Origin of the sequence: Coprococcus sp. RTP31081st1_H1_RTP31081_211007 (assembly GCF_040227275.1) — a bacterium.
Classification (GTDB): Bacteria; Bacillota; Clostridia; order Lachnospirales; family Lachnospiraceae; genus Coprococcus; species Coprococcus aceti.
On the sequence record NZ_JBEHVP010000002.1, the window covers coordinates 210,180 to 235,618 of the forward strand.

A 25,439-nucleotide genomic window follows, 5' to 3' on the forward strand; every position below is an offset into this window, starting at 1 on the left:
TCATTATGTACAAATAACACTCGATTGCATTATAGGGTTCGCAGGTCTTTTATTATTTTTTACGTAAATATTTTACGATATGTCATACTTATGGGATTTGTAGTGTATGATTGACACCCGTTACTTGTCACCTTGTATCTTGTAATCTTGTCCTTTGTCTCCGGTACCACTTCCCCGGGAATTTTCTCTTTTGGGTGTGGTTACAGCAACTTGGACACAAAATTGTATCCTTGGGAACTTCTCAGGCGAAAAAGATACAATCTTCCAAGGTCTTGTGTGTAAACGCAAAAAATCCGCCAGAAAGATACAATTTTCTCTCTGACGGATGTCATATCACCCAAGTCTGTCCGGCATGGACTCATGGAAGATTTCCTTCCATGCAAGCCTGAGCTGTTTTGGCTCGACCTGATACGGCTGAACTCCCACATACTTTGGAAGCTGTTCTTCACTTACCAGGGACTTGGCAACAACTGCCGCAGCCGCTCTTCCCTGCTCGTATGGTCTCTGCGTGCTGAGTCCCTTGACTATTCCTTCTTCCATGCACCGGGCTATACCATGGTCAAGATCAGTTGTGAACACCGCCACATCCTCCCTGCCAAGCTCCTTGAGCGCCTTTATAGCCAGAAGCGCTGGGCGATCCCAGCTCACATACATTGCCTCAATTTCAGGATTGGCAGTTATCACATCCTTGGCTACCTGATATGCATTGGATATTTCTCCAAAGCTCCTGATCGTCACTATGTCAATATCCGGGTAACTGTCCTTGATTATTCTCTCAGCAGCATTATCCCTGACTCTTGTTCCATAGAATGCCGCGCCATGAATAATAAAACCTGCCTTTTTTTTCTTATTTTCCTTACAATATTCTCCCAACATTCTTCCCGTGTTCGTTCCATTCTCCGACTCATTTACTGATACACAGGACACATAGCTGTTCTTGGACATACCATCTGGAACATTGCTTATGAACACCAGCTTTGACACTTTTGAAAGCTCCTGAAACTTTTCTCTGGTACGGCTGTCATCCGCTGGAATAGCTATAACTGCATCCGGTTTCTGAAGTCTTATGCCATCAAGCTGTGCATTCTGCAGTTCCGAGTCAAAGTGCGCATCCATAACCGACACCACATCTATTCCAAACTGCTCAAGTTCCTCCCGAATGCCCTTCTCATGCAATTCTGCCCAAGACGTTCCGGTATAGTGGAAAGAGATCGCAACCCTGTAATGTCCTGCCTTTAGTCTGTGTTTCTCTTCTTTTGTCAGTACAACCGAATCCGGTGCTGCCGCTTTATCTCCAAATGGTCCATTGTCAAGCATCTTTGTGGATTTTCTGACTACAAGCTCTACATCTGCATAACAGTCATGCGATATGGCAACTCCCGTATTGATCTTCTCAAACAACATCCCAACAGCCTTGGCACTTAGTCCCTTCACATCTCTTCTCAGTATTGTAAGAGGTGGATAAGTAAGTTCAGACCAGCTCTCATCACCAAATCCAACCACAGATATCTCTCCCGGACAGTCGATTCCCATATCTCTCAGTGTCTTCATAAGATAAAGAGTTATTCTGTTGCCCCCCGCAAGTACAGCGGTCGGCCTGTATCTGCGCAGGGCTTTCTGAATAGCCAGCATGCAGTCATCCTCTCCTTTTTCCAACGTCACATCAACAATGTTTGCATCATTTGTATTTATATTGTATTTCTCCAGAGCATTCAGGAAACCTTTTGTTCTCTCATCCCTGGTGGTACTGTCCGTACTCTCTCTGAAAAACAAAACATTTTTGTGTCCACTCGCAAGCAAATAATCTGCGCCCTTAAATATAGCCTCTCGGTCGCGAAACTCAACCGAGTCTATCCCTGATCCAAGTATATTTCTCTCCACGCAGACAAATGGAACACCCGACTGTATGAGTTTTGTGTAGTTAGATGCCACATCACTCACCGGCGCATGTATGATCCCTGCAACCTTCTTATTCACCAGAAGTCCGGCAAGCACCTGCGCCTCCTCCTTGAGATCATTGTCTGTTATCGCCACAAGGAACTGATATCCCTGCACACTGACAAGCTGCTTCACATAAGCTACCATATCTCTGTATATAGTACTTTCAATGTTTGGAATGACTGCAACTATCGTGGACTCCCGTCCAACCAGCAGTTTTCTCTCCTTATCAGCTATCTTATTCTGGTATCCTGTCTCTACAATGATCTTCTCTATCTTATCCACAAGCTCAGGTCTTACATACCTCGTCCTATTTATAACATGTGATACCGTGGCTATTGACACCCCAGCCATCTCCGCTATTTCTTTTATTGTAACCTTGCTTTTACTCATACAGCATCCTTTCTCCCTTGTAAGCCACATACATCAGTTCTGCCAATTGATATTCTCCCCCTGGATAAGAGGGTATCTGGCAAGCTCTGCGCCGTCCAGATCCTCCCTGTTCATATCAACAGCATTTATCTGATGTCCCTCATAGGTATTGTAGTAATATATACCCTTGTCTGCATTGCAGCATGAGGTGTATATCGTGATCTCGTATTTGTCAGGTGCGACCTCACAGCAGCCCCTCTGCTGATCCACAGAGCCAAGTATGTGAAAGAACTGGCTTACACTCTCAGCCTCAGAATCCGCAGGCAGACTGTTCTGCTTCACAAATGCCACCCTGGCAAATCTTGACGTGGACGACAGATCCCCAGGAAGTCCTATGGCCCCCATGCCGCGGCTGTAAGCGCTCAATCCAGCTTCTGGTGCAAATGTGTTCACTGGCTGCTTCGGTGACAGTCCCATATACTGGTTGAGCAGGAACATCTGCTGAGGAAATGGCGGGTTGTTCGTGAGGACTCCAACCGGATTCTCGTACACATGCAGCCCATCAGCCATGCACTCCACTGTTATGGCACCATTTCTGTCCGCAATGATCCAGTGGAGCTGCGCCGTAGGAAGCTGCTCAGAAAATGGTGTTCCTGTCAGAGTCATCCTATCCAGTGCCACCCTTGCCTCGCCTACACTGGCACAGCTTCCGAGTATCCATGGAATAAACTCATACTGAGCTACATTGTCCCTGTCTTCACTCTCATCAGCTTCCTGATACGCGGCATTTCCAACGAAATTCAGGCCTGCCATTCCAAGTCCCTTCTCATTTATAGCATCATAGTAGAGAGGATAGTCACCCGCCACATGTGCCATTCCTATCATGGCATAATGGCTGTCCATCCTGCCCATATATCTGAATTCAAACGGATAATTTCTCGGAGTCACGGTAATCTCATCGCCGTACGAGAATTCATAATCCAGCGTTCTTCCAAAATAGAAATCCTTTGTCTTATATGTCGCTGCTGTACACATATTTTGCCTCCTTACAAATCTCTGCAGATAATTTATATCATCATCTCGAAGCCATAACAGCTCTTTTCAAATCCATAGTGTTCGTAGAAGCCATGTGCCCCTGTCCTTGGAAGTCCGGAATCAAGGGTGATGGCCTTGCATCCCCTCTGCTTTGCAAGCTCCTTTGCATGATCCAGAAGTGCCACACCATATCCCTTGCCACGGTCCTCCTCTCTTGTTATGAGACTTGACACATAGCATGTGAGCCCCGACATCCAGAATGTATTGAAATAGTCTCCATGGCACATACCTCTGCAAATGCCTTCATCCCATAATAAAAACGCAAAGCTGCATTCGTCATTTATGACGTCCATATATACTTTGCGTATTTCTTCCCTGTCATATGTATTATATGTCCATAATTTTTCTATAAAATCAAATACAATATCAAAATCCTCTGCTGTCGCTTTTCTGATCTCCATAATTATATTCTCCTTTCCCACTGAGTTTCAGTCCACGTAAACTGACTTTGCACCATCAACTAAATTACAACCAATGCTTACATTATAAAATATCAAAGTGATTATTAACAGACCGCCACTCATAAATTTATTATAAAATATCCCGGTAAAAAGTGAGGAGGCAGATACGCACAACACTGTATCTGCCTCCTCACTTTTATATCTTTGTCTCCACATCCGGGAATTCAAGTACTATCTCGAATCCATTCTGCCACTTTGAATTTGCCGTCACTGTGATACCCAGATCATGCGCCATCTCACTGACAAGATACAGTCCCATGCCCGTTGCATGCTTCCTGTTCTCACCCGAATCACCCGTGACACCCTTCTCGAATATGTATGGCATGTCACAGCTCTTTACACCTATGCCATTGTCACTCACGGACAGCAGCTTTTTGTCACCCGCCGTCCAGAAGTCAAATGATATCTCCGGCTGCTCATTTGTGTATTTCATGGAATTGCTCACAAGCTGACCGAGTATAAACTGCAATCCCCTGCGGTCACTGTACACCTCTCCATTCTCAAGACACTTTCTGACCCGTATGCCCTTCTCCTCAAGCAGGGATCTGTAGTCAGCTATCACCTCATCCACGCATTCTTCCACATCTATGCTCTCCATGAGATAATCCTTGGAATCGCTTTTCAGTCTGGCGTAGTAGAGCATCTGGTCCACATAGTTCTGCATCTGGCTGGTCACATTGTCCATCTTCATCACAACATTATGAGGCAGCTCATCTCTCCTGTTGTCCACCACAAATGTCAGCAGAGAGATGGGGGTCTTGATCTCATGTGCCCAGTTCTCCACATACTCCTGATAATCCCTGAGCTGTCTGCCACTCTGCATCACTGAATCTCTCAGATCGTGAAGCTCCTCCGACAGCACGCTCACATATTCCTGTTCAGAAGCCCCGCACAGGCTCCTCATTTCTATCTCGCTCTGTTCATCCGGGGCAGTGACAAATCTCCTGAACGCCTCAATCTTCTTCCTGTCCTTTATACACAGCACCGAGCACACCGCCGCGAACAGTATCACAGTGAACATGCCAACCAGCACCCTTATTCTGACAAATGCCTCTGGTGCCACAAGCCACATGAAGAAGCAGAACGCCACGTCCATCAGAAGCAGCAGACCAAGCCAGACAATATTCTGTTTTATAACAAGTCCAAATCTTTTCATATTTTCTCCACTCTGACAAGTGGGTCAGGCACCTCCGTCCCCAGGGAATATTTTGTATCCAACGCCTCTTACAGCTATGATCTTTGCCTTCATATCCAGTCCCGCCATTTTCTTTTTGAGTCTTGTAAGATTCACCTGCAGGGCATTTTCATCTATATACTCCGATGTGCCCCACACTGCCTCACAAAGTTTCTCCTTAGACACGACATCTCCTCCGCTTGTCATAAGTGTCTCAAATATACGTCCCTGATTCTGTGGAAGCACCGCAGATCTCCCATCTATATACAGAGTGTATGTCTGAGTGTCCAGAAGAAACCCTTCTCCTTCGATCAGGTTCTGTCTGCCCTCGTACCTCTTGAGCACATTTGCCACCCGGGCCAGAAGCCGCTCACGGCGGCATGGCTTCGTGAGGAATTCATCAGCGCCCAGCTCCAGCGCATGGAGCTCGTCCTTTAGCTGGTCCCTCGATGTGAGAACCAGCACCGGGACAGAGCTCCGCCTCTTGATCTCCCGGCATATGTCAAAGCCGCTCCTGCCAGGAAGATTGATATCCAGCAGAAGAATATCCGGAGCCATGTCCAGTATCTGTTCTATTATGTTGTCAAATCCATCTGGCTTAACTGCCCTGTATCCTGCCTTTGTCAGCATATCCAGAAGTTCATCGCACATGAGGACATCGTCCTCAACCACCATCACACACTTCACCGTTTACTCAACCCTTTCCGGTGTCATCATCGCCATGAGATATCTGTTGCTTGAGCGTTTCACCGCTGTCATATAGATATATTCTACCACACACAACAGGATTATCATAACCGCAGCTATGATAAGTATCTGTTTCACACTGCCTCGCATGGATTCTGACAGGATTCCCGTGAGCAGAGCACGCACACCGAATATACTGCTGACCGCCGCCACGGCAACCGGGATTCCGAAATACCAGCCCACCTGTCTGTTTGCTGAGCTGCAGAGCATTTCGTATGTCGCGCCAAGCTTCACAAGGGTTCTGTACCTTCTGCCGGACTTTCTCTGTCCCATCAGGAACTGAACACCGATTATGGTATTTGCGATTATGAGGAACACCACCGCCAAATAAAGCGTTATATATCCTGCAGCCACCGTGTAGAACATATTTCTTCCTATGTTCTGCAGATAACTCTCGCAATCAGCGTTTATACTCTCAAAATCTATGCCGTCAAGTTTCTCATTTTCGTCCATTATGGCTTTCATGAGGCCCTTATCGTCCACGATATCCTTTTTGAGAACGGCATTTACATATAACTCGTAATTGTCATTTGTCAGTCTGGCAAATGTATCATCGTCCACGATAAGTCCGAACGACAGGGTTATCGATGAATCTGTCACAATCTTCGTGGTCTGGACCTCTCCGGTCAGATGATACTCATCTCCTCTTACATCCACCTCCGGACGCTCTGCCAATACCTCATTCAGTAAACCTCCGCGGTAATCAGTAAAGAAATCCGTATAGAGTGCCAGTTCATTCTCTCCGAGCTCCAAAGGCTCCTTTCCCGCAGTCTCAAGCACCTTGTTGTACGCACTCTCCTGGATCAGGTAAGGGTATGTCATGTATGACATGTTATTTATAAGCACATCCCTATCCTCTGAAACCTTGAGTTTTTCAAGTGCGGATATGACATTCCCCACGTTCACAGCATCATCATGGGACTCATTTTCACCCATCTTTATATAACCAAGCTTCATATCGAATACGTCCGAGAAATCCTCCAACACGCCGGTTTCCTCCAGTTTCGCGCGGATATTCCTGCTGTCCGTCTCAGCGTCACCCCCATATGAGGCAAATGTATAATCGAGCACATGATCCATATTCTGTCTGGATATACATATGCCAACGCCCGCACCGCAGCAGCACAGAGCGCCGAGTATGAGTATCGAGCTTATTGCAAGCGTTCCAGATTTTGTTACTACATTTTCGTGTATCTGCCTGAAACCGAACACAGCAAGTGGTTTTGAGCCATTTGCACGTCTGGCCAGTGCATCAACAAAGAGCCTGAGACCGAAAAACAGCAGGAACATGCCAACAAATCCCAGTGTTATGGTGACCGCCATATATTTTACGCTGATCCACGAATAGCCGCCTATTCCCTGACAGTATGCAATGACCAGCGCAACAAGACCGAGGACTGCACTCACACCATACACAGGAGCCGGAAGCTGTTTCTTCTCTGTCTCCGGTGTATCTACAAGGAGATCGCCTATCTGCTTTCTTGCAAGCTTACCGCTCAGTATGAGAAATGCTGCAAGCTTTATCGCTACAAATCCAACAGTTGTCAGTATGACTGCCTGCAGTGAAAATGATACGTGATGACCTATAACGCCAAGACCTACCAGTCTGGCTGTGAGAAGGCTGACCACCTCAGACATCAGGATCGCTATAGGAAGTCCGATGAGCAGAGCCACTACGCTGCTGCCCAGATCCTCCGCAATCAGCAGGGCAAAAAGCTTTGATCTCCTCATCCCCATCATTATATACATTCCAAGTTCGTGCCTCCGTCGTTCGAGCTGGTATTTGCTTGCATAGTATATAAGAAAGAACAACATGACCAGTGAAAATACATAGAACACCGCCGCTATCTGAAGAAGACTGTTCACCGCATCGCTTTCAAGACTTCTCAGGAATATCATCACATCCTGATGGGACAGCGCCAATATGATATAAAATGCCACTATGGACACGACCAGCGAAGCGAAGAACAGACCATTCTCTTTCCTGCTTCTCCGGCTGTTCCTCATTGCGAGTTTAAAGAACATTTGCGCTGCCTCCTCCCATCTGCGCCATCAGCTTGAGTATCCTCTCATAAAACTCCTGCTGTGACTCTCTCTCCATATCTCTTCTGAGCTCATGGAATATCCTGCCATCCTGTATGAAGAGTATCCTCTTGCAGAAGCTGGCCGCATTTGAGTCGTGGGTCACCATAAGTATGGTAGTGTTGTCATCCCTGTTCAGTCCCAACAGTTTCTCCATGAGTGCCTTTGCATTTCTTGAGTCGAGTGCTCCGGTCGGCTCGTCCGCAAGAATGATCCCCGGATTAAGTATGAGTGCTCTGGCGGCCGCAACCCTCTGTCTCTGACCACCAGACATCTGCGATGGGAATTTGTCAAGCACGTTATCTATCTCCAGATATGATGAAAGCTTTTCCAGTCTGTTTCTGCTCTCATCCTCGGATACACCGTGTATTGACAACGGAACCATAATGTTCTCTCTGCCTGTTAGATTGTCCAGAAGTTCAAAATTCTGGAACAGATAACCTATCTCCCTGCCTCTGTACTGCGCAAGCTTCGCACCTTTAAGCGCCTGTATCTCTTTGCCCTGAAGCTCTATGGTTCCGCTGTCAGGCTTTATGACCGTTGCGATACAGTTCAGCAGTGTGGACTTTCCCGATCCACTGCTACCCATGATGCCAAGGAACTCCCCCGGCATGACCTGAAATGATATGCCGTCCAGAGCCTTAGTCTGGTTTGGCTTTTTGCCATAGTTTTTCTTCAGTGATTCTATCTTTAATAAACTATCCATATTGTTCACCTTTCTTTATTTTTATTTGGGGACGGAGGTACCTAACCCCTTTTGACCTATTTTGAAAAAGCAAAAACAGCGCCGCTCTGATATCATAATATCAGAACGACGCTGTGATTAACACTTACACCTTATGAAAGGTTTTTATTCTACATCCTCAGTCTTTGGGGCCTCGTGGGCATCCATGTTCTTAGGAAGCACAAGATTCAGAATGATTGCAACTATGAATACAACAGCCACACAGTTCTCAGCAAATACCGTCTGCACGATCTTAGGGAAGAGTTACTGATATGATCGCGTTCCAGTTGAACTCCGGCTTAAATGGCATGATGTGAGGGAGTGCTATGACTGATGTTCCGCTGAGTGCTGAGAAATCCACCATACCCATGCACACTGCTACTATATATCCAACCACAAGTCCGAACAGAACTGAGAGCTGCTTCCAGTATGACTTTGCAAATATATGGAAGAGCAGACAGCACGCCAGCGTCACTACTCCAATGGAGCCTTTTTCCTGCATCTGTGGCTCTGTCGTGCAATACATACATGACTTTTTGTCGCATTTTTCTAATTTTTTTAGTATAATATAAACGTTGTGGGCAGCTTCTGATAACACTTGCAGCTCACAGCGTATATCAAATAATATCGGGTGCTTTGTATTTGACAGCACCTAAAATATGGAGGGATAACTATGGCATGGTATGATGAGGCAGTATTTTATCACATTTATCCATTGGGACTTGCGGGAGCCCCTAAACAGAACGACTACGGTGAGCCTGTTCACCGCTTAAACACCCTGCTTCCATGGGTGGATCATATAAAGGAGATTGGCGGTTCAGCACTGTACATCGGACCACTCTTTGAGTCAGTCGGACACGGCTACGAGACTACAGATTATAAGAAGCTCGACTCCCGTCTCGGAACAAATGAGGACCTGACAGCATTTGTGGCTTACTGCCATGAACAGGGAATAAAGGTCATCTTCGACGGAGTGTTCAACCACACAGGCCGTGACTTCTTCGCATTCAAGGACATCCAGGCAAACAGAGAGAATTCACATTACAAAGACTGGTACTGCAACGTGAATTTCTGGGGCAACAACGAGTACAACGACGGTTTCTCTTACGACAACTGGGGAGGCTATAACCTTCTCGTCAAGCTGAATCAGAAGAATCCTGCTGTCGTTGACTATATATGCGATGTGATTCGTTTCTGGGTGAGTGAGTTCGATGTGGACGGAATCAGACTTGACGCTGCGGACGTCCTTGATTTTGATTTCATGAAGGCACTGCGCCGCACAGCAAATGAAGTGAAGCCGGATTTCTGGCTCATGGGTGAGGTCATCCACGGCGACTACAGCCGCTGGGTAAACGGCGAGACTCTTCACAGTGTCACCAACTACACACTTCACAAGGCTCTGTACAGCGGCCACAATGACCACAACTATTTTGAAATCGCGCACACTGTAAGACGTCTCCAGAACATGGGAACATTAAAGCTCTACAACTTCGTAGACAACCATGATGTGGAGCGTATCTATACAAAGCTTACCAATAAGGCTCATTTTGCACCTGTACATGTATTGCTCTACACTCTTCCGGGTGTGCCTAGCATATACTACGGTTCAGAATTTGGCATTGAGGGACGCAAGGAATATGGCTCAGACGACAGCTTAAGACCAGCTCTCAATATAGAAGATTACAAGGATTCAGTAAAAACTAACCCTTGCACAGCACTCATTGCCGCACTAGGCAAGGTACGTCAGGCTGTTCCCGCACTGTCATATGGCAGCTACGATGAACTGATGCTCACCAACAGACAGTTCGCATATGCAAGAGATCTTGACGGAACCCGTGTCATCGTGTCAGTGAACAACGACGATGCCCCAGCCGGAATGCACCTTGCAGCAGGGAACTGCACAGCATACATCGGCGCCCTGTCAGGCGAGAAGGTCTCTGTACAGGATGGTCATATCAACATAACCCAGCCTACAAACAGTGGTGAGATCTGGGTGCCTGAGGGAACTGACCTGAACATTAAGCCAGTTAAGATGGAGACGAAGGCTGAGAACAAGACTAAGAACAAGACTGAGAGCGAAGCTAAGACCAACACAGAAGATAAAGCAGCATCTGAAACAGCTACCGATGCAAAAGGCAATAAGGAAGCTGAACCAAAGATAGAATCCAAAGAATCCAAAGACATTGTGACTGCTACAGAATCTGCAGATGCTAAGAAAAACACAACCAATACTGAGAAGAATACTGCTGCCAACACCCCGGTTGATCTAGAAACCATCACAGTTGACTGGAGCAAGTCTCCGGAATCCATGACAGTTTCTGAACTTCAGGCTGCTATCCTGGCAAAGCTTGCCGGAAACGGACCTGTTGATGCGCAGATGAAGAAGACTGTCACAGACAACATCTGGCATGACTCTCTCGTGAACTGGCTGAAGAGTTTTAGATAAAATTACGTAGAAACAGCCAGGTGCATATTCTCCAAATTGGAGAACATACACCTGGCTATTTTTTCACCTAAAAATCAACAAATTGCAGCCTGCGGCCATCAAACCTGATATAACCATCAAAAAAACTGCTGACCATATCGCCTGACTGCTGAATATACCACTGTTTTCCAGATAAAATTCGTACGGATTTTCTGGGTTGATATAAAGATATACCACATCGCCTTTACTTATATTCAGTCCATATACATATGTCTGCTCATACACTTTATACTGCTTATCCCTGTATGTAAATTCAAATACTCCCGCCTCCGGATATCTTCTGCCGGCTCTCATATCCTGTCTCATATCTGCACGTACATCATGGCATACAGCTTTCACAGTAAATGAACATCTTCGCTCAAGCGCTTTTCTCTTACATATCACAGAGAGCAGTGTTATTGCACTGACCACAAAGAATGCACAGGCAAATATCTCTGCATAAAATGCTCCAACATTGCAATTTTCTCTCCCCAATATCCGTTCCGGGAGCAATACTATCTTATCCGCAAAAGAGCCATCTTTCACAGCACACGCCGCCCATATCAGCGCCGATGCAGCACCGGCAAACACAGATATGAACACTATACCGATGATGCTCCCCCGCTTTCGCTTCTTAATCATCGGAATAAGAGTCTTTAGAATTATGACAAGAACTATCCCGGCAAAAAACTGCCCCACAACAAGCATAACAGCATCCGTTCCGATCTCACTTGCAACAAATCCGGCTATAATACTGGCAACAAACCATATGCCAAATATTACGCCTCCAATTTTCTCAGGCATAGAAACATTTTTTTCTTCTAAATTGTTATTTCCCATATACCCCACCTCTCAGCAAATATCCCGCAGCGATCCTACTGCTCCCTGAACTTTATCTCGCCCGTAGCAGCGTCCATGCTGTCCACTATCGCAAGCGACTCAAGATGATATCCGAGATTCCTGATGACCTGACCACCTGTCTGGAAGCCCTTCTCAACCGCGATTCCGATTCCCTCTACGCTAGCGCCTGCTGACTTGACTATGGAGATGAGTCCCTGAAGCGCACATCCATTTGCAAGAAAATCATCTATGATAAGAATCTTGTCCTCCGGATTTATAAATTTTTTGGATACGATAACCTGATTCTTACACTTGTGTGTAAATGACTCAACCTCTGCCACATACACATCGCCCTCTATATTAATGCTCTTTGACTTCTTCGCAAATACAACAGGCACGTCAAAATGTCTGGCAGCAACACAGGCAATGCCTATTCCGGATGCCTCTATAGTAAGGATCTTGTTGATCTCTGTTCCCTCAAATCTCTTCTTGAACTCCTCACCGATCTGATCAAACAGACGTATATCCATCTGGTGGTTCAGGAAACTATCCACCTTGAGAACATTGCCCTCCTTTACTATTCCATCCTTAGTTATTCTCTCTTCCAAAAAATTCACGTCGTAATTCCTCCTTGAATACCTGTCAAATACGAATCCGTCCGTACTCGCTCATTCTCTAAGTTCCAAACGCCATCTTCACCAACACTTTTATGCCATACGGAAATTATCCTCATCTCAATCTGACGTTACTGATTCGTATGTAATCATAATTATAGACATAATACAACAACAATCTAAGTTTTTCCACCCTAATTATATACATTCATATACAACTTTTACATGCGGTGTATTCAAGTAAATCACCACCGAACACAAATCTCACAATCACTAGATAAGTCCCCTGTTAGATGCCTCCCTGACCGCCCCGGCCTTATCAGTCACCCCGAGTTTCCTGTACACCTGGTTCAGATGATACTTTACATTCGCCTCCGACATGTTGAGTCTGTCCGCTATCTTCTGTCTGGACAAGCCCTCTGCCTGCAATTTAAGTATGGCTGTAGCCGTCTCACTGAGTTGAACATCGTCCACTCCCGCTTTCATATATCCGGGGTAGTATCTCGTCATACTCTCAGTCTCCTTCTGCAGTTGTCTGAAATATGCCCTTCTTTCGGCTATCTCCTTGTCGTCAGCACCATCTTTCTCGACTTTCCATCCACAGGTATTTATAAGAGTATTCACCGCCGCACCTTCTCTGGATATAATCCTTGTGAAGCTATATTCCATCGCAGTATCAATAGCATGGCACATCGCCTTTTTCCAGTCATCATTTTTTAATCGCTGCAAAGCTACAGCCATCAGCACACTACATTCTATCCCTATATACGTACGGGACATCATCTCAGCATAATATCTCAGCTTTGTCAGCAGCGAATATGCCTGTTCATTCCGTCCGCTTTGAAGGTATACTCTCACTTTGGTTAGATAGATAAACCTGTCATATATCCTGAATTCAACATTTTCATCCGGAGCATTTTCCATCCAACCTGTAACACAGGCTCTATCTCCTCTGTACAGGCTGCATCTGGTCTCAAATGCATATATATTTGGAAGGAGATTTTGTCCTTCCTCTTTTTCAGCCTTTCCCTCTATTCCATTCAAAACCTCAAGAGCCTCCTGTGGCTTTCCGTTCTGCAAATGCAGCCACGCCAATATACCATCAGCAACAAAGCACTGCTCGATTTTTCCTCCTGCTTCCGCCTGCATTCTGCCCTTTGCCGCAAGCGTTGCCACCTCGTAATTATCTCCGCTCTTTTCAAGAAAACTCTCCGCCAAAGCAAGATTTACAAGACCTTTTCCGTATTTTCCAAGTACAAACTCAACAATCCTGCCAACCTTCGACGCCAGCTCTCTGTCTCTCTTGCTCCACTCACAGAAATCTTTTCCGCCATTCATCATTGATGGCAGATTGGATGTAACCGACCATTCCTGTATTCTTACTTCTTTATTAAAAACCATGGTGTATGCTGACTTCAAAAGCTTTAATACATCAACACTCCCCCTGTGCGGCAGACCAATATCCAGATACAGCAAAAGTCCCTTTGCATTTTTCCTGGCACTTCCTTGGTTTTCATCTGCATATAATTTTAGTCTGTCGTACCATCTTTCACTCTCATCAGGATTTAGAAGGAGTGACTGCAGCATGCTCATACCACACATAAGCTCAGGACTTTTCTCGATGACATGATCCGGAAGTTCCAGGTAATATTTTTTCAGATCATAGTAATAACCACTGTTCGCCGCATGTCTGGCATTATCGACAAGTATTGAAACTATTCGCTCTGTAACTCCTGCATTTTCATACATCTCCAAAGCTTTCCTTATATCTCCGTTAAGTCTGTAAAACAGTCCGGCATTCTCATACAGGCCTCTTATACGCTCTTTCTCGTACTTCCGCTTAAGACGTCTGCGCATAGAGACCCTCATGTGAAACTGCAGTTGATATTGTGTATTGCCATCCTTATCCATCCGGCTGGTCATAAAGTTTCCAAGCCACTTTGCCCTCTCGATCAAAAGCTCACTGTCACTTCTTCCGGTTATCATCTCAGCCTGTTTTGTTGTAAACTCATCCACCACGGATATTTCCATGAGAAATTCCTGCATTTCCACATCCCAGTTATCATACACATGATACTCAAGGTAATTACACATCTCATCCTCAACGCGTCTCGAAAAATCATTATACATATCATCTGTTATCTCGCTTGTATATGCCATTTCCATGTATTTGATGTGGCACATCTCCACAGCCAGCGGAAGTCCTGTAGTCTCATAGTACATTCTCTGCACTTGTGCCTCATTGATGCTAAATCCAGCGTATTCAGCATACTTCTTTATATCCTCCAGACTGAACATAAGCAGCTTGCTGTCCACCACATAAAATCCTTCTTGAAATCTTACAGCAGAAAGCCATGGGGGAACCGGACACCGGCCAACGAGTATAACCCATACGTCTTCTCTTCTAATGAGTTCTATGATCTGCTCCCTCACTGTGTCCACATCCCCCCATGAGAGCTCGTGCAGATTATCTATGACAATTATTTTTCTTGCGTTGCTGCTTTCTACCACAAGGTCATCCGGTCTGATACCGCCGGCATCCACCACCATGTACTTACGTGTTCCAAGATATCTGCTGACAAGAGTCGTCTTTCCCGAACCACTGACCCCGAATATATATGCAGTTACATTCCCTTCATCCGCTGTCTTCAGAAGCCTCCAGGCTTTTTTCGGTTTTATAAAACAGCCTTTATTACCCGAAGCCGTATTCCCCATATGTACAAATCTCCTTTTCTCACTTTTTAATCCCGGTATAGATAATCAACACCCTGTATATATCAGCAAAGGTGCCTGCATCCAGCCCCAACGGGCCGGATATCAAGCACCTCATGCAGCTACTATTTTTATTTTACTATAATCTGCACAGCCTGTGTAGTGCCATTTACAGCAATTACATAGACCGTACACTTTCCTGCGGCCTTTGCCTTTATTCTTCCTTTGGCATCAACTGTAGCAACATTTTTATTTGTACATGCATACAAATACCTTGCACCATGTGTGCCATCAAGCACCTTCTTGCTGGCATCTGCCTTGGTATATCCAGGTTTAAGCTTAATCGTCTGCTTAACTCCCAACACGTAGCTCTTCTGTGGAAGCAGAACCTTCTTGATGTTGGTATATTTGCTGCTATTGGTAACTATATGAAGCATGACACTATTGTCTATATACTTCTTCTTACCATTTACCAGCTTATATGCCTTTACTCTCAGCTTGATCGTATCTAACTTAGCAAGTGATTTGCCATTAATGCTGGATATTGTAACTCGGGTTGCCGATGCGCCCTTTACCGATTTAATAAGACTTTTCGAGTTAAAGTTTACATAGCACTCCTGTGCATATATATCATATCCGTCAGCCTTGTTAACCTTACCCCACACAACTGTCACTTTGTTTCCGGATACTACTGCATGGATATTCTTATTGATACCAGCTGTATTTTGTGCCGGTATTTTTGCTACAAACCTGGCATTGATTTTCATATTCTTATTTGCAGCAACCTTTACCGAAGTTTTTGTACTCTTGAAGCTTCCTGTCCAGCTTCCAAGTTTACAGTTGTTTGCCGCCTTTGCCGTGCAGATAAGAACCGTTCCCTCGATCACTGATGCACCATTCTTAACTGTTTTGCCTTCTGCAGTCTTGATTGTGATCGATCCGTTTTCAGTCTTTCCAATAGCTACCTTCACATACCTGAACTTGAATGCCGCTCTTATATTCATGTTCTTTGTCACCGTAAGTTTCACTGTAGTACCAGTCTTGCCTTTGGCATCTCCGCCCCAGGCTGACAGATCACAATGCTTTGCAGGAATTGCCTTGCAGATGATATCTGTGCCTTCCTGAACCAGCTGTCCGTTAGATATCTTCTTACCGTCAGCTGTTGTGACAGTTACCGTACCATTCTTCACTGTGGCAATACTTACCTTCGCATATCTTGCCTTGAAGGCTGCTCCCACTGTGATACTTCCGTCAAGGGCTTTTTCAAATGTGCTCTCAGCCTGATCTGCCGCATCCTCTGTCCATGCGTCAAAGTCATAGTACATATCCGGTGTTGCTGTGTATGTAAGAACAGTTTTCTCGTCAATCATTTCACCATTCTCCACCTCTGTGCCATCTGGCTTTGTCACCTTTATGTTTCCATGCTCTGTATCTGCTATTGTTACAGAGTAAAGCTTAACTGCATCAACTTTAAACTCCATATTCTTTGTGACGTTTACATCACTTACAAGATATGCTCCTGTCTCAGTTCCATCCTCTGCAAGCACTGGCTGGACTGACATGATATTCTCTGACTCCTCTGAATTTTCAGCGTTCTCTGGTTCATCAATGATTATATCTCTGATTCTCCAGCCCTCAGCAGGTGTAATAACAACACTCGCATCTCCGTTCTCTCTTACCATATTATCAAGAACTACGCCATTGTCATTCTTGAATACCACATTGTCTGGTATCTTTGTAAGGTCTGTTATAGTGTAAGCTGTCTCCGGTGTGCTTTCACCACCTGCAGTCTCTATCAGATTATTATCTCTGTCATAATTTCCCTCTACAGGAATGGCATATCCAACTCTGTCAACAAGCTCTGCACTTACCTCTATGCTGTTTGTAACATCATTTAAAAGTATCTCGTTGGTAAATCCAAAGTCAGTGCCAGACTCTTCCTTGACAACCTTTCCGCCTCTGATGTACTTAACTGTCCATGCCTGGATCATATAATCATCAGAAGGTGTTATGGCAAATCTTACATCCTTGCCAGAACCTATTCTCACTAAGTTATTCTCAGCATTTATTGGCTTAAGTCCGCTTATATCTCCATCCTCGCCGACATAACCTGTACTGATGTCTATATTGTCATATTTCTTAACTTCATCCTCATTCTTGAATATTACATTTACAAGAAGTGATGGTGCGATATATGCATATATCTCTGCATCCTTTGTTATGTCTGTCAGCTTGTATGTGAGTTCATTTGAATCAACATCTGCTCCGTCAACTGTCCAGTGCTCAACTGTGTTGTATTCATCCTTCGGTGCAACTGTTATTGTAAGATCCTTATGTCTCTTGAGCTTAACCTCTCCTGATACGATCTCAAGTTCCTCACCGTCAGAAGATGCAGTGATCTTCGCCGATCCGGTTCCTGTTGTACCTACCTTAACTGTATACTCTGGAATCTCCACAAACTTAACATATACTGCCACATCTGTGTAGATAGTCTTCACCTCATAGGTAGTCTGCTCCAGTTCAGTGCCTTCTATAGCCTGTGTACACTCAGGATCAAGATACCAGCCCTCGATCATCTGGCCATCTGCAGGAGCTGCCGTAAATACTGCATCTCCGCCGGATACCTGGCTATCGCCACTTGTGATCTCAGCCTTCTCGTCCAGTCCATATACCGCTGTCACAGCTCCAAGAGCAGCATCATTTGCCTCAAAGGTTATAACTGACTTGAGTTCCTGCTTAGCAAAGTGAGCAACAACATCTATGTCAGATGCCACCTTGTCAACCACAAATACGTTGCTGCCAAGCTCCTCTGCTGTGTAATCCTTTGTTCCCTCTGCTGTCTTTACTGTAAATCCTGTACATTCCATGTACTGGTCGGCATCAGCTGTGAACTTAAGCTCTCTGTCTCCTCTGATCTGTGCAGAATTACCTTCAAGCACTTCATCTGCTGTCATGTTCTCTGCCTTTATCTGTCCACCCTCATCTGATGACCATGTTATCTTATACACAGGTCTGTCAAACACAGCCCTCACATCAACTCTCGTATCCTTTGGCACTTTGTATGCAAATATCTTCTCTGCCACGCCCTGACTGATTCCATTTACAAGCCAGTCTGCAACTTCGTATCCTTCTGCAGCTGCCGCTGTGAATTCCACATATGAAGCAGCACCTATCATATCTCCTGATTCGAGCACCAGCTTTGTAGATGTGATCATGGCGCTCACCTCACCTGTTCCCTCTGTCTCAGGACCAAATGTGAGTACATCACCAACCAGCTCAAGACCAGCCATAACTGTCACATCAGATGAATCTCCGTCAACCGTGATCTTAAGGGTATCATTTACTTTCTTGTCTGAATATAACTTTATATTCTCTGTCTCGCTTGTCAGCTTATGTCCATTTATGATCCATTCTTTTACATTGTATCCATCATCAGGCACAACCTTGAATGTGATGACAGAATCTCTGTATATGTCTGTGATCTGCGCAGATTTGCTCTCCGTCGCATCACTTATGGTATCTCCTATCTGTATGTATGAAGGGAGATTTTTTCTTGACACATCTGCACTTATAGAGCCGTGTGTCTTTCCTGACGACTCTCCGGCAGAAGCCTTCTCTATCACTTTCAGAGAATACTCAGCCTTCACGGATGGTGTGATCTTTCTGTATGTGGCATTTACTGTCACATCCCCTGTAAACCCATCTGCCGGAGCACTCCACGTAAATGTGTATCTCTCTGTTCCGGACTCAGCATCCGCAGTCTCAGTCAGCTTTCCTTCTCCGCTGTCCTCCGCAAGACTGAATACATCCTCTCCTGCATAATTTACCTTTATGTCAGCTATCTCATAACTTCTCTTCACCGCAAATGAGAATTTCAGATCATCCTTACTTGCATATGCGATATATCCGCCATTTGCCAGATCAGAATCTCCTGACTTTGCAGTCATCTCTGTGTCATTTCCTGATGTCCACGACACAACCGGCTGTTTGTAGAAGTATACGACAACCTTTGTATCCTTGCCGAGATATTCTAGTTCATACCTCTGGGCGCCAGTACCTTCTGCCTCAGCATCAACCTTCTCGCCATTTACCTCCCAGTATGCTACCTCGTAGCCTTCATTTGGAGTTGCTGTAAATACTATGTCACTTCCCTGAAGCTGCTTGTCACCGGATACAAGTGCGTCTGTACTTCCTGCAGCCACAGCATCTACCACACCAGCTGCATCATCATCCGCACCATATGTCACCTTGTATCTGTTCGGCGCAGTGTACTTAACTGTATAATCGAGGTCTGAAGCTATATCATACACTGTCATCGTCCTGAGATCCGCTGATATAGTTCCAAGTTCCTGTCCATCTGCTGCTGACCATCCGTCGAGAAGTAGTCCTGACGGAACGGTAACCTGGATGGTCACATTGTCGCCTCGGCTGACTTCATATATACCATCTTCACCGCTCTCTATAGTCACTGTGCCGTCAACTCGCTGAGCCTTGACTGTGACATCCACACCTGTTGTCACTGTAGTCTTTCCATCGCTTCCAACAGTTACAGGCGAGACTGATATTTTGAAATTCTGTGCCTCTGCAAAATATGCCGTGATAAGTGTATCCTCGCTGATCTCCTCTGCATCATATGTGAGAGATGTGTTATTTGTCACTCCATCTTCCGCGAGAACGGTCTCTGGAACTCCATCTTCTCCCGTAACAGTCCAATGATCCAGAACATATCCTGCTGCCGGAACCGCAGTGAGTCTTACCTTCTGTTCTATATGAATGTTTGCACCTGAACCAAACGATTTTCCAATTGTTCCATCCGTCACATAGTTTGCTTTGAGTGTTCCGTGAGCCTCATTGTCCGGCTTGTATGTCAGCTTGTGATATACAGGCTCAAAGTTTACTGCTACATTCATGTTTGCTTTCAGCTTAGCCATCTGGATCTGGTCATCGCTGCACGCCTTGCCACCGGATGTTCCACACTGTGGATCCGTAACTGTCTTTCCATTTAGTGACCAGCTCTTAACCTTATATCCCTTATGAGGAGTAGCAGCTAAAGTGATCGTTGAGTTCTCAGGGAGTCTTGTTCCACTGTCAACTGTGAGTCCGTCACTGTTTTCATTTCCAGGCTGCTGGTACTTGATTGAAACTGTACCATGTGTATTTGCCGGTCTGGCAGTAACGGTGTACACGTTTCCTGTCAGTGTGTATGATGCTTTAACCAGGTTTATTATATAGTTTTTCTCAAGTTCATTCATAACCTGTGAATGCTGATCGCCCACCTTGACGTATGCAACATCTATATCATATATACCCGGCAGCAGCCCACTTACTCCAACTGATCCGAGCTCGTAATCCCTGTCTCTCTGAGGCATTATGTCAGTATCCCATGCCTTGAGACCTGTTATCACCGCATCCTCGCACTCTCTTACAGAATCATTTACACTTTTCTCTGTATCCTGGGCAGCTATCTCAAGCTGTGCCATTCCAACATTTATATTCTTCTGGGTCTTGTCTCCGCCATTTGATGCCGTTATCTGGAACATTCCAATAGACTTCGGTATAAACACGCCGTTTGCAAGTTCGTATTTGTCTGTGTCCTCAAATTCTCCTGTCTTATTATTCTTTATTTTGACAGTGTATTCTGAATCGTCCGTGATATCCTGAAGCTTTCCTGTATTGTCGTATGACACTCTCTCCAGAGACATCTTCACTGAATCTCCATATCTTACATTATCCTGCATGGTCAGATTCATGTTCGTCTTTCCCTCAAATGAGGTATATATAGCCATCGAGTCAGATATACTGTCGTTGTACTGTTTGTTTCCTGCAAAGTATACATATACGTTGTATATTCCCTGTCCGGATGGCTCCCACTGTGCAGTATAGCAGCCATTTGCTCTGTCATACTTACCAGCTATGCGCTTGCTCTCAGGTCCTGTGATGACAAATTCCACATCTCCCTGTACATCCTCACCTGACAGTGATTTCGGCTGACAGCTGAGTGTGATCTTGTCTCCTGTATATGTGACCTCTGCCCCTGTGGTCTCAGATCTCACCGTCTTGGTCTGATATACCGATTTGAGATCAGTTTGGACCACCTTGACAGTATCTGACACATTAAGAGTCTTCTTTGAAGTCATAGTAAAACTTCCGCTTTCACTACCTGCCACATAATAGTACACCGTACTGTCTTCACTTCCCGATGTGTTTCCGAGAAGATAGAAGTTCTTGCTGCCATCCTCTGATACCCATTTTGCGAGTATCCTGTCATATGTAACATCATCAGATGCATATGACACCTTTTCACCTGCATAGTCAGCTGCATTTACGCTGATCAGCTTGTAAGTATTGCCATCAATATCTGCGATGAAATCTGATTCACTCACACCATATGCCGTGCCGCCCACATCAGATGCTTTAAATGTCTGTGATTCATCCACGTAACCATCGCTGTCCTTTTTGACGCTTACGCTGCATGGATAGTAATTCTCGTCACTATCTTTCCACATATAGTTTGTTCCGTCGCTGACAAGAATATATTCCCCGACTCCGGATGTGACTGTTATAAGATTTCTCTCCTTAGTCACGTTCTCCACCTTTGTAGTCTCTGAGCCCGATGCCCTGACTACGCTGCCATCCGACAAATCTTTATTCTCGGTATCGTTGTGCGCCAGAAGCATGACCTTGCTGTCCGCCTTATTTACAGTGAGTGTCGCAGTCTTGGTGTAGAGTGTGATGTCGTTGTAATAAACTCTGCATCGATATTCGTTTCCATCCATTTCATCACTTACATCAGTAAGTCTGAGCGTAGGATTGCTGCCTCCTGTCGATACGCTTCTCCATCCATTATCTGTATTAACCTGCCAGTTGTATCCAACGCTCTGGTTTACTCCATCCCCATCATAATAAACCGCATTTGCCGCAAATTCTGCATTTCCACCCGCAAACGTATTTGTATCATCAGGGTTCTTTGTTATATGGAAATTAGAACTGTCCTGAAGTGTCGTCGCGGTTGCCGGACGGCTGAACAGACTCTTTGAACCATTTGCCTGAAGAGCCCTCACTGCAAATGTGTAAGTCCTGTTGGAATATAGTCCCTTCACTTCATAGTCAGTAACTGTATATGGCACAACTGCCTTGCTGTTGTAATTACCTCCTGCATCAACGATACAGACCTCATAGTAATCTGCATCATTGGACGGTGACCACTCAAGACTGACACTGTTTCTCGTTGTGTCGACAACAGAAAGTCCCATCGGCATACGCGCCGGACGAACAACATTCTTAACATCATAGCCAATGACGAACACTGAATCACTGTCGCTGTTCAGCTTTGCAGTGTTCACTCGCAGCTGCCAGTCAAATGAGAAGCCTGTGCAGTCTGCCGGAACATTGTCCACCGTTCCACTGTATGTAACACCATTCGAGCTTACATAGGTGTGACCAAGACCCGCATGCTGGCTTGATGTCACACCGACGATGACCTTATTACCGAGTCCTCCGCCTCCGGCACCAAGCTTTTCGTTCGCCTCAATGAACACTTCAGTTGAATACTCGTTCTCATCAGTCACAGATATCGTCTGAGTCTGATCTGCACCAGAGCTGGCATTTACAGAAGAATAATTGTTATTTCCACCTGACTGATAGGCGTACTTTAATTTACCTCCAAGAGTCTGGTATGTAGCAGGGTCTCCCGCTGTGTTATTCAGAATATTATTATATATCTCGTTGAGCCCCTTGCTCCTTCTTGCAACCTTGTCGTAATCTGCCACATCTATGATTGAAGTTGAAGGTCCGAGACATACCGGCATAACCACCGGCTCCCATTTTCTCGCAATCGGATCATATATGGAGTATTCGTAATACATATATTTCAAACAGTACAGAACGACCTGATCAGAACCTCCACCTGCGGCATTATATGTTATCTCATATTCCGTTGTCTTTGTATTTGCATATTCAAAGCTTGCTCCATACGAAAGTTCAACCTCTACCTCACCTGCTCCGATGAGCTGGATCTCCGACGACACATACGCGCCAACTGATATTGACAAGTTAGCTGATACCGTGTTCGATGAACCTTTGCTTGTTGAATATGATGTTCCACCGTTATTTACATATTCATATACTTCCTGAACATCATCAAAATACGGACTTGCCTGAAGGATTGCATAGACCTCTGGATTTGTGTATACCGGATACTCTCCCTCGTACTTTAACCGCACACTGTCATTATCAATATCCGGAAGACACAGTGAAACAAATGTTCCATACATATCCTGTCTGCTGTTCGACTGGCATACTACACCCTCCTGACTGCTGTATGGGCTGCCGCCATCCATAGAAAATGTCGCTATGTCCAGCCAGTAATAATCATCTTTATCATTGAGTTTCTTCTCTCTGTGCACTCCCACAACGCACACAAAACTCTGTCTGTAATTGTTCCCCTTGGCATCCTTATCGACACAGCCAACCCTGACATCGCCGATCCACACCTGATCTTTTTTCTTCTTGTCGTTGCCCTGATTGCGCTGGTCGGTACATATACTCATGCTTCCTATCTCCGAACCTGTTATTCCGCCATCTTCCAGTGAGAAAGCATATACCTCTGCGCCAAAAAGCACACTGTCATTTTCATTATTGCCGTTCATGCCCTTAAGGTCTGCACACGCAAGCGCCATAGGTGCATTCACAGGTCTGTAATATTCGTTACTTTTAACCTCGTGATATTTCACGATTTCTTTACTCTTAGTCCCCAGGCTTCTCGTATGATAATCTGACAACACATAATTATCCGTCAGACTATCGTAGTATACGTATCTGTATGCAGCCTGCGTGGCTTCATATTCCCTCTGCACATATTGAGAATTGCTCGAATAATATCCACCAACTATAAGTCCTGTGACCATGGCTCCTGATCCAGGATACTTAAACCGGCCAAATGCACAATTTGCAGCATACATTCCATAGTTCTGTTTTCTGCCATCTGTGTCTCCAAGTGACACTTCATTCAGACCTTCTATAGGGACAAGTCCGCCGTCTTTATATGTATAGACGGTCATATGACCTGCCTTTGCCATGTTGTAATTCAGAACTGATCCAGATACGGCAACCGCGGCCTCATCCCGGCCATCCTGCTCCAGATCACCGCCGGCCAGAGTTACCACAGGAGCTCTTCCTATTCCATAATCACACCACGATCCATCCGTTCCACTTTCATAATTAGATGCAAGCCCGCCCGGTATGCTTATATTATTTCCCTTTGTGAACCTGCCGTTTCCCTTGCCATAATATACATCGACTATGGCATAGCGTATGTTCTGATCGTTTATATTTCTATCCTCGTAAGTTCCACAGTATACGAGAAGATCTTCAAAGCCATCTCCATTCAGATCGGCCTTTTCGATCTCAAACATCGCATCCAGCTCCTGCTGGTATCTTCTGATAAAATACAAAAGTCCATCGCCATATGTAGAATTCTTGTTTAAAGTAGGGGTAAGCGTAGCAATTGAAGATCTTGTACCATCAGCTGCTATCTTGAAAATACTCACATCTATCTTTCCGCGGTACTCCTTGCCGTCTATGACAGTTTTAATACTTTTCCATCCAGCTGGACTGAATACTTTATCTCCATGTACTCTTAGCTCCGCAACGTAGTTGGTTTTTCCGTCGCCTCCATCAAATGCAACGCTTGTCGCATACAGGCCGTTAAAACCATTACTGTCCTTTTTTAGAACATTTCCCATGTTGCTACTTATGTTACTGTCTCCCGATCCGCCGTGTTCCACTTTCACATTATCTTTGCCAAGATCATAGAAACCATACGCTCCGTACAGATTGCCAAGGCTGCTGTTTACCTTTGTAGTCCTGTCCTTGAAATCTCCAATCCTGTCAAATCCGTCTCGCACAGTGTACTTGTTTCTGTAATTGCCGTTTGCCGCAACGTATACCTCATTCACCTCTGCAAATGTAGATATATTATCCTTGTCATACGGCACCGCAGCTTTGCTTTTGTCTATATCGGTGCTGAGGCCCAGAGCTTTGTATGTACTTTCGTCAATCTCCGTCTCGACCACCGTCTTGCCTGTTTTCTTCGAGCTGTCCGCCGCGTATGCTTTTTGTCCGGGAATAAATCCGGACAGCATAGATAGCACCATACTGGCCGTCAGCGCCCAGCTTATCGCCCTCTTTCTCATAATTTCTTCCTCCCTTTCACTAA

General features: G+C 45.2%; 13 protein-coding genes. 1 reads left to right on the top strand and 12 read right to left on the bottom strand.

Translation table 11 applies throughout. The annotated features are described in order from the left end of the window. Positions 1-333: 333 nt before the first annotated feature. The 8 genes from ABUA31_RS05140 to ABUA31_RS05175 form a co-directional block, all read right to left on the bottom strand. Positions 334-2,331: a LacI family DNA-binding transcriptional regulator gene (locus ABUA31_RS05140; RefSeq protein WP_022215846.1), complete on the bottom strand. Its 1,998-nt coding sequence runs from the start codon at positions 2,329-2,331 to the stop codon at positions 334-336. 33 nt (positions 2,332-2,364) lie between these two features. Further along, positions 2,365-3,345, bottom strand: a complete 981-nt coding sequence (gene bsh / locus ABUA31_RS05145) for a choloylglycine hydrolase (protein WP_349818903.1) — start codon at positions 3,343-3,345, stop codon at positions 2,365-2,367. 32 nt (positions 3,346-3,377) lie between these two features. Beyond that, the gene (locus ABUA31_RS05150; protein WP_022215848.1) at positions 3,378-3,806 is read right to left on the bottom strand and encodes a GNAT family N-acetyltransferase; all 429 of its coding nucleotides are present in this window, start codon (positions 3,804-3,806) and stop codon (positions 3,378-3,380) included. A gap of 196 nt (positions 3,807-4,002) precedes the next feature. Further along, positions 4,003-5,022 (bottom strand): sensor histidine kinase, encoded by a 1,020-nt coding sequence (locus ABUA31_RS05155; protein ID WP_015534065.1) that lies wholly within the window; start codon positions 5,020-5,022, stop codon positions 4,003-4,005. Between the two features lie 24 nt (positions 5,023-5,046). Then, on the bottom strand, positions 5,047-5,715 hold the full coding sequence (locus tag ABUA31_RS05160) for a response regulator transcription factor (protein ID WP_004849887.1): 669 nt from the start codon (positions 5,713-5,715) through the stop codon (positions 5,047-5,049). 15 nt (positions 5,716-5,730) lie between these two features. Further along, positions 5,731-7,812, bottom strand: a complete 2,082-nt coding sequence (locus ABUA31_RS05165) for an FtsX-like permease family protein (protein WP_349818904.1) — start codon at positions 7,810-7,812, stop codon at positions 5,731-5,733. After that, the gene (locus ABUA31_RS05170; protein WP_349818905.1) at positions 7,802-8,575 is read right to left on the bottom strand and encodes an ABC transporter ATP-binding protein; all 774 of its coding nucleotides are present in this window, start codon (positions 8,573-8,575) and stop codon (positions 7,802-7,804) included. The genes ABUA31_RS05165 and ABUA31_RS05170 overlap by 11 nt, the downstream gene beginning before the upstream one ends. A gap of 271 nt (positions 8,576-8,846) precedes the next feature. Next, positions 8,847-9,119 (bottom strand): solute carrier family 23 protein, encoded by a 273-nt coding sequence (locus ABUA31_RS05175; protein WP_349818906.1) that lies wholly within the window; start codon positions 9,117-9,119, stop codon positions 8,847-8,849. A 147-nt stretch (positions 9,120-9,266) separates the two neighbouring features. On the opposite strand from ABUA31_RS05175, the gene ABUA31_RS05180 reads away from it, so the two are divergent. Continuing rightward, positions 9,267-11,039 carry an alpha-amylase family glycosyl hydrolase gene (locus ABUA31_RS05180; RefSeq protein ID WP_349818907.1) on the top strand — a complete coding sequence of 591 codons (1,773 nt, stop codon included), beginning with the start codon at positions 9,267-9,269 and terminating at the stop codon, positions 11,037-11,039. A 63-nt stretch (positions 11,040-11,102) separates the two neighbouring features. On the opposite strand, the gene ABUA31_RS05185 is transcribed toward ABUA31_RS05180, so the two are convergent. The 4 genes from ABUA31_RS05185 to ABUA31_RS05200 form a co-directional block, all read right to left on the bottom strand. Continuing rightward, positions 11,103-11,897, bottom strand: a complete 795-nt coding sequence (locus ABUA31_RS05185; protein ID WP_004849874.1) for a hypothetical protein — start codon at positions 11,895-11,897, stop codon at positions 11,103-11,105. Positions 11,898-11,932: 35 nt separating this feature from the next. Further along, the gene (locus ABUA31_RS05190; protein ID WP_117551093.1) at positions 11,933-12,514 is read right to left on the bottom strand and encodes a xanthine phosphoribosyltransferase; all 582 of its coding nucleotides are present in this window, start codon (positions 12,512-12,514) and stop codon (positions 11,933-11,935) included. Positions 12,515-12,784: 270 nt separating this feature from the next. Beyond that, on the bottom strand, positions 12,785-15,226 hold the full coding sequence (locus tag ABUA31_RS05195) for a LuxR C-terminal-related transcriptional regulator (RefSeq protein ID WP_349818908.1): 2,442 nt from the start codon (positions 15,224-15,226) through the stop codon (positions 12,785-12,787). Between the two features lie 128 nt (positions 15,227-15,354). Continuing rightward, a complete protein-coding gene (locus ABUA31_RS05200) occupies positions 15,355-25,416 on the bottom strand; it encodes an InlB B-repeat-containing protein (RefSeq protein WP_349818909.1) in 10,062 nt (3,353 codons plus the stop codon). Positions 25,417-25,439 lie beyond the last annotated feature (23 nt).